This is a genomic window from Kineococcus siccus, from assembly GCF_009906795.1.
Classification (GTDB): domain Bacteria; phylum Actinomycetota; class Actinomycetes; order Actinomycetales; family Kineococcaceae; genus Kineococcus; species Kineococcus siccus.
This window is the reverse complement of sequence record NZ_JAAALN010000281.1, coordinates 1-4,510: the sequence shown is the minus strand read 5'-3', so window position 1 is coordinate 4,510 and position 4,510 is coordinate 1. Positions and strand designations below refer to the sequence as shown.

Below are 4,510 nucleotides of genomic sequence, written 5' to 3'. Positions count from 1 at the left end.
GCCCGGGCGCCCCCGGGGCCGGGGTGGGCCGCCGCGCCCGGGCAGCGACGAGGAGGCGGAGGACGCCGAGCTCGACGGGTCCCTGCCGACGCGCCCCTGACCGAGCCCCTGACCGTGCCCCTGACGCCGCCCCTGACCCCGCTGCGCGCCCGTCCCGGCGCCGTCCAGGGGTCGCCCAGCGCGGATCCGGTGCGCTCAGCGACGGCGTGACTCGCCCGATCGGGTCACAACGGTGATGCAGCGCGTTGCTTCCGCCACTCTACGCAACAATGGTCGTCATGGACCTGGGCCTCACCGACCGCGTGTACATCGTCTCCGGTGCGTCGACGGGTCTGGGGCTGGCGTGCGCGCGGGTGCTGGCCGACGAGGGAGCCCTGCTCGTCCTGTGCGCCGCGGACGGTGACGAGCTCGCCGCGGTGGCCCCCAGCATCGGGGAGCGCTCGCGGCTCCTGCTGGTCCCGGGGGACGTGACGGACCCCGGCACGGAGACCCGGCTCGTCGCGGCCGCCAACGCGCGCTTCGGCCGCCTCGACGGCGCGGTGGTCTCGTGCGGGACGCCCCCGTCGTCGTCGGTGCTGGAGTCCGCCGACGGGACGTGGCGCGAGGCGTTCGAGGCGGGGCTGCTCGGCCCGCTGCGGCTGGCGCGCTCGGTGGCCAAGGCCGCGACCGCCGAGGGGGCGTCGGTGGTGATGCTGCTCTCGGGCACGGTGCGGGCCCCCGTCGCGGGCGCCGGCGTCGCCAACGGGCTGCGGCCCGGTCTGGCCATGGCCGCCAAGACCCTGGCCGACGAGCTCGGCCCGCGGGGCGTGCGCGTCAACACCGTCCTCGCCGGTCACCTGGAGGTCGACTCGGCGCTGGAGCTGGAGGAGCCCGCGAGGGGCGAGGGCCCCGAGGTCACCGAGCACATCCCGCTGCGCCGCCTGGGCCTGCCCGACGAGTTCGCCCGGGCCGCCATCTTCCTGCTCTCCCCCGCCGGCTCCTACATCACCGGGGTCGGCCTGAGCGTGGACGGTGGCGCCGACCGCTCGCTCTGAGCGCTCGACGCCACCGGGGTGGTGCACGGCCGCCGGCCCGGGCTGGACCGGCCGCCGCCTCAGCTCTGGCGCGCGCGGCCGCGCGTGGCTCCCCCTCTGCTGCGCAGGGAGACCTCGCTCTCGCTGAGGATGCGGTGCACGAACCCGTAGGACCGTCCCGACTCCTCAGCCAGGGCGCGGATGCTCTTGCCCTCCGCGTACCCCTTCGACAGCTCGCCCGCGAGCTGTTCGCGTTCGGCACCGCTCAAGCGGGTGCCCCTCTTCGCCGTGTCGGCCACAGCGGACCTCCTCAACGTCGTCCGGCGTGTCCCATGGTCACCACCCCGGCGACGTCCGGCCACTCGAACGGGCGCTGCGGACATCACGGGATCGTGACGACCGCGCCGCGGGCGCCCTACGCCAGCGAGACCAGCTCGGCGTAGCCCGCGTTCCAGAGGTCCTCCACGCCGTCGGGCAGCAGGACGACGCGCTCGGGCGAGAGGGCCTCGACCGCGCCCTCGTCGTGGGTGACGAGCACGACGGCCCCCTCGTAGTGCGCGAGGGCGTCGAGGATCTCCGCCCGGCTGGCCGGGTCGAGGTTGTTCGTCGGCTCGTCCAGCAGGAGCACGTTGGCGCTGGAGACCACCAGGGTCGCGAGCGCCAGCCGGGTCTTCTCCCCGCCCGAGAGCACGCCGGCCGGCTTGTCCACGTCGTCGCCGGAGAACAGGAACGACCCGAGCACGGTGCGCACGCGGGTGTCGTCGAGCTCGGGCGACGCGGAGCGCATGTTCTCCAGGACCGAGCGGTCCACGTCGAGCGTCTCGTGCTCCTGGGCGTAGTAGCCGATCTTCGCGCCGTGCCCGCTGACGACCTCGCCGGTGTCGGGCCGCTCGACCCCGCCGAGCATGCGGAGCAGGGTCGTCTTCCCGGCGCCGTTCAGGCCCAGGATCACGACCCGGCTGCCGCGGTCGATGGCCAGGTCGACGCCCGTGAAGATCTCCAGCGAGCCGTACGACTTCGACAGGCTCTCGGCCATCAGCGGCGTCTTGCCGCACGGCGCGGGCTTGGGGAAGCGCAGCTTCGCGACCTTGTCCTGCTGGCGCACCTGCTCCAGCCCGGAGACGAGCTTCTCGGCGCGCTTGGCCATGTTCTGCGCCGCGACGGCCTTGGTGGCCTTGGCCCGCATCTTGTCGGCCTGCGCCATCAGGGTGCCGGCCTTCTTCTCGGCGTTCGCGCGTTCGCGCACGCGCCGCTTCTCGTCGGTCTCGCGCTGCTTCTGGTAGTTCTTCCAGCCGACGTTGTAGATGTCGATGACGGCCCGGTTGGCGTCGAGGTGGAACACGCGGTTGACGACGATCTCGAGCAGCTCCACGTCGTGGCTGATGACGACGAGCCCGCCGCCGTAGGTGCGCAGGTGCTCGCGCAGCCACGTGATCGAGTCCGCGTCGAGGTGGTTGGTCGGCTCGTCCAGCAGCAGCGTCTCGGAGTCGGAGAACAGGATGCGGGCCAGCTCGACGCGGCGGCGCTGCCCCCCGGACAGCGTCTTCAGCGGCTGCTCGAGGATCCGCTCGGGCAGGTTGAGGTTCGCGCAGATCCGCGCGGCCTCGCTCTCCGCCGTGTAGCCGCCCTGGGCGACGAAGCGGGCGTCGAGCTTGGTGTAGCGGTCCATGGCCCGGTCGCGGACCTTCTCGTCGTCGCTGGCCATGTCGACCTCGGCCCGGCGCAGCCGGGCGACGATGTCGTCGAGGCCGCGGGCGGACAGGATCCGGTGCTGCGCGAGCATCTCGGGGTCCCCCGCGCGCGGGTCCTGCGGCAGGTAGCCGATCTCCCCGGTGCGGGTCACGGTGCCCGCCGCGGGCGGCTGCTCCCCCGCGAGCACCTTGGTCAGGGTGGTCTTGCCGGCGCCGTTGCGGCCCACGAGGCCGATGCGGTCCCCCGCGGCGACCCGGAAGGTGACGTCCTGCATCAGCAGCCGGGCACCCGCACGCAGCTCGAGGTCGGTCGCGACGATCACGAGGACGGCAGGGGGGTCGGTCGGCAGGGCATCACGTGCAGCGATTCTACGCGCGGCCGGGCGACCCCGGGTCCGCGTGCACGGCGCCGCGGCCGTTCCGGCTAGGTTGCCGCGCATGGCCACCCTCCCCCGCCGAGCCGGCGCCCGCTCGGCCGCGGCGCCCCGCGACGTGCCCGGCGCGGCGGGCGTCCGGCGTCCCGCCGGCCGCAGCACCGACCTCGCGCTGGTCGCGGTGTTCGGGGCGCTGGTGGGCGCCCTGGCCCTGGCCGGTGCCGTGCCCGTCGGCGGACCCGGGGTGCCGATCACGCTGACGACGTTCGGGGTCATGCTGTGCGGCGCGGTCCTCGGCCCGTGGCGCGGCGCCCTGGCCGCCTCGGTGTACCTCGTCCTGGGGCTCGCGGGGCTGCCGGTCTTCGCCGGCGGCGCGAGCGGTCCGGGCGTCCTCGCGGGCCCCTCGGCCGGGTTCCTGCTCGCCTACCCCCTCGCCGCGCTCGTCACGGGGCTGGTGGCCCGGGCCGCGGTGCGGCGCGCGGGCCGCACCCTGGTGCCCGGCCTCGCGCTCGCGTGCGCGCTGGGCGGCGTGGTCGTGGTCTACGCGGGCGGCGTCCCGGGGATGGCGCTGAACGGCGGGCTGAGCCTGCGCGCGGCCGCGGTGTTCTGCGTGCGCTTCCTGCCCGGCGACCTCGTCAAGCTCGTCCTGGCCGTGCTCGTCGCGGTGCCCGTGCACCGCGCGTTCCCCCGCCTGCTCGGCCGCTGAGGCGCCCGGCCCGGTGATCCGCCTGGAGGCCGTGGACGTCCTGGCCGGCGACCGCGTCGTCCTGGCCCCCACCTCGCTCGAGCTCGCCGAGGCCTCGGTGGCCCTCGTCGGGCCCAACGGGTCGGGCAAGTCGACGCTGCTGCGCCTGCTCAACGGCCTGGTCCTGCCCTCGCACGGTCGCGTGCACGTGGACGGCGACGAACCCGAGCACGCCCTGGCGGCCGTGCGCCGCCGCGTCGGCTTCGTGTTCACCGACCCCGACGCGCAGCTCGTCATGCCGACCGCGGTCGAGGACGTCGCCCTCTCGCTGCGACGCACCGGGGTGCCGCGCAGTGAACGCGATGCCCGGGCCCGGGAGCTGCTCGCGGCGCAGGGGCTCGCGGCGCTCGCCGACCGCAGCGTCCGGGAGCTGTCCTCGGGGCAGCGGCAGCTGCTGGCCCTCACGTCCGTGCTGGCCACCGACCCCGCCGTCCTCGTCTGCGACGAGCCCACCACGCTGCTGGACCTGCACCACGCTCGCCGCGTCGCCGACGTCCTGCTCGCCGCGCCCGCGCAGCTCGTCGTCGCCACGCACGACCTGGACCTCGCGGCGCGCACCCGGCGCGCCCTGTGGCTGGACGCCGGTCGGGTGGTGGCCGACGGCGCCGCGGCCGACGTCGTCGCCGCCTACCGGGCCTCGGCCGCGTCGTGACGCCCACGGGGCCGGCGACGGGACGGGCGCGGGGG

At 75.5% G+C, this 4,510-nt stretch carries 5 protein-coding genes; 3 read left to right on the top strand and 2 right to left on the bottom strand.

Annotated elements, in window-relative coordinates:
• The first annotated feature begins 278 nt into the window (after positions 1-278).
• A complete protein-coding gene (locus tag GTR02_RS20060; protein WP_166609248.1) occupies positions 279-1,034 on the top strand; it encodes an SDR family oxidoreductase in 756 nt (251 codons plus the stop codon).
• 59 nt (positions 1,035-1,093) lie between these two features.
• Here the strand turns inward: GTR02_RS20060 and GTR02_RS20055 are convergent, their stop codons facing one another.
• Positions 1,094-1,312, bottom strand: a complete 219-nt coding sequence (locus GTR02_RS20055) for a helix-turn-helix domain-containing protein (RefSeq protein WP_166609247.1) — start codon at positions 1,310-1,312, stop codon at positions 1,094-1,096.
• A gap of 116 nt (positions 1,313-1,428) precedes the next feature.
• On the bottom strand, positions 1,429-2,979 hold the full coding sequence (locus GTR02_RS20050) for an ABC-F family ATP-binding cassette domain-containing protein (RefSeq protein WP_240896102.1): 1,551 nt from the start codon (positions 2,977-2,979) through the stop codon (positions 1,429-1,431).
• Positions 2,980-3,142: 163 nt separating this feature from the next.
• Between GTR02_RS20050 and GTR02_RS20045 the strand changes: the two genes are divergently transcribed.
• Together GTR02_RS20045 and GTR02_RS20040 are read left to right on the top strand one after the other, a co-directional pair.
• Positions 3,143-3,784, top strand: a complete 642-nt coding sequence (locus GTR02_RS20045; protein WP_166609245.1) for a biotin transporter BioY — start codon at positions 3,143-3,145, stop codon at positions 3,782-3,784.
• A 13-nt stretch (positions 3,785-3,797) separates the two neighbouring features.
• A complete protein-coding gene (locus GTR02_RS20040; RefSeq protein ID WP_166609244.1) occupies positions 3,798-4,475 on the top strand; it encodes an ATP-binding cassette domain-containing protein in 678 nt (225 codons plus the stop codon).
• Positions 4,476-4,510 lie beyond the last annotated feature (35 nt).

Bases quoted from the DNA above. Each gene is read 5' to 3' on its own strand.
- GTR02_RS20060 (WP_166609248.1), top strand. From the start codon at position 279: ATGGACCTGGGCCTCACCGACCGCGTGTACATCGTCTCCGGTGCGTCG.
- GTR02_RS20050 (WP_240896102.1), bottom strand. From the start codon at position 2,979: ATGCAGGACGTCACCTTCCGGGTCGCCGCGGGGGACCGCATCGGCCTC.
- GTR02_RS20045 (WP_166609245.1), top strand. From the start codon at position 3,143: ATGGCCACCCTCCCCCGCCGAGCCGGCGCCCGCTCGGCCGCGGCGCCC.